General features: G+C 46.9%; 3 protein-coding genes. 1 reads left to right on the forward strand and 2 read right to left on the reverse strand.

All coding sequences use genetic code 11. From position 1 onward, the window contains the following. Positions 1-155 precede the first annotated feature (155 nt). Complete coding sequence (locus AAH187_RS19215; protein ID WP_342350104.1) at positions 156-374, reverse strand: DUF6445 family protein; 219 nt, start codon at positions 372-374, stop codon at positions 156-158. Between the two features lie 241 nt (positions 375-615). Next, the gene (locus AAH187_RS19220; protein WP_342350105.1) at positions 616-930 is read right to left on the reverse strand and encodes a hypothetical protein; all 315 of its coding nucleotides are present in this window, start codon (positions 928-930) and stop codon (positions 616-618) included. A gap of 634 nt (positions 931-1,564) precedes the next feature. Here AAH187_RS19220 and AAH187_RS19225 point away from each other — a divergent pair. Next, complete coding sequence (locus AAH187_RS19225) at positions 1,565-1,804, forward strand: hypothetical protein (protein WP_342350106.1); 240 nt, start codon at positions 1,565-1,567, stop codon at positions 1,802-1,804. Positions 1,805-2,025: the final 221 nt, after the last annotated feature.

Below are 2,025 nucleotides of genomic sequence, written 5' to 3' on the forward strand. Positions count from 1 at the left end.
GGTGGAGATGAATATTCATTCCCACTCTGTAAATCAGATTTAGACGAAGAATTCTATGCAGATCTGATGGATGTTCAAGCATTGACAAGGTGGAGTAGGAAATCTAAAAAAACGGAAGAAGTGACGGGGGGAGTGGAGGGGAAGTAATTAAAGAATCAGAGCGCTTTTTTCTTTTGACTGAGATGCAGAATTTGATTGACTCGAAAGGCCTGGCTGTAGTGGCCGGATTGGATATATTGAGAATGAAAGCACCGTCCATCAAACGCCAGCAATCTATTTGGGCGGATTTCGATGAGTTTCAGTAATTCCCAATATTCATTTCCCTCGTTGATATACCGATTGCCTCGACAAGCCAAGAGTAAATTAAAAATCATGCTGTTTGGGAAGTTTTCATATCCTTCCGGTATGGTGAAAAATTCACTGCTTAGTTCCAGCTGGTTCGCAAGCTGTGCGTTTGTCGCGTCAGGTATCGGTGGCACGCATTCGAGTTCTGTCGGTCGATGGCGGTATAACCCAGTTTCACCTGAACAAGAATCTGCAGGATTCAGGTAGACCCTCGTCGTGATATCCTGATCGATGTGAGGTTGTCGTTGTCCAACGTGTAGTCGATAGTTGTCAGTCTTGATGCCTTGAAAGACGACTGGTTTGGGGTGAGAAAAATGTATAGAGGGCACATCCCCAAATGACGGTCATGGTTTCCACCAGTTTCCGATGTTCTTGATCAAGGCGGGCTCGAACGCCTGGACAATTTCCCACGATTTTACGCCGGTTGGTATAGGGGAGCCTCAATGCGATTTTGAGGATTTCCTCAGGGTATTGATAGAAATCATCCACGATCACGACCTGATGGTGTCCCAGTTCAACGCGCTGAATTGATACTGTTTGGTGGGGATTGAGGGCGGGAAGATCCGAGCGAATGTGATTGGACATGGAGTCCCTATTGGTATTCGGCTAGAATGACGTTAAAAAAAAACGGGGCAATATTGAAGCTTGTTTCAGGAGGAGTCAAGGGCTTTACATGAAATTGGCCTGCGGAGATGACGATCACCATACGAGGCCAGCAACGGATTGAGAGGAGTCTGGAGGCATGGGAGTTCTATATAGAAACGTATTAGAGCAGATTTGAATGGCCTTTCCTCATCCGGTGTCCGACCGAGTTCATGATTCCTATTTTGTTCATAGCATCATGAGGGCCGTTGTAACAGTGGATGCCCTGAAGAGTGAGCGACCTATCCTCAGTGAGCGTGGTGAATTGGATTATCACACGGCCAGGCTAAGCCGGTTAGCTGAAAAAGGCAGCAGTGTAGAGACTGTCACTCAAGAGTTAGTTCGGTATTGTTCTGGGCTCACAGTATGGGGGCACCTGCGGACACAGCAAAATGTTGTCCCCCCCCGTCACGATCTCTTCTTTAATTGGTGTGTTGCTCGCCTCATTCTATAATCCGAATTTGGCGTGTGATGAATAAATTCATCGGCTGGGGGGAGGTGGTCGGTATGATTGCCATACAGGGGACAACAGATGCATTCGGGCTAAATGATCTCCAAGGTATGGTGATGTTGTGGAATGAACTCGTCCAGAGATTTTTCTCTGTCCTATTGTTCCCATATTCCTGCGGGTGCATTAATTGGATGGGTATGGTCCGTCTTGACCGACTATCCTTTTGGAGTAAATCTGTTAGGGTGCCGTCTTCGGACTGTGCGGGCTTTGGCTGGGGCCTACAAAAAAATCGACACCTTTTTCGGGCAGATTCGATTGGAATTAATTTTCATAAGCCAGGGTTTGTCCCCTATATTTCAAGCTTAATTCTCGTTCAACACAAAGAAGATCCTGATCTGCTACAACGTTAGCCAGAACAAATGCTCTATCTTTATCAATTTGGTGAACAGCGGCCAGGCCTGTATACTTTGGAGACATCGCGATCGGGTGGGGGGAGTGCTTGCTGCCCTGGCAAACTTGAAATTGTTTGGGAAAGAAGGGTTGCGAGTGTGACCTGCCCCCATTCTTTGGCCAGTTGGGATGTTAAA

It is taken from the genome of uncultured Nitrospira sp. (assembly GCA_902500695.1).
Classification (GTDB): Bacteria; Nitrospirota; Nitrospiria; order Nitrospirales; family UBA8639; genus Nitrospira_E.

Coding starts and splice junctions, on each gene's coding strand:
- AAH187_RS19215 (WP_342350104.1), bottom strand. CDS start 374: ATGATTTTTAATTTACTCTTGGCTTGTCGAGGCAATCGGTATATCAAC.
- AAH187_RS19220 (WP_342350105.1), bottom strand. CDS start 930: ATGTCCAATCACATTCGCTCGGATCTTCCCGCCCTCAATCCCCACCAA.
- AAH187_RS19225 (WP_342350106.1), top strand. CDS start 1,565: ATGAACTCGTCCAGAGATTTTTCTCTGTCCTATTGTTCCCATATTCCT.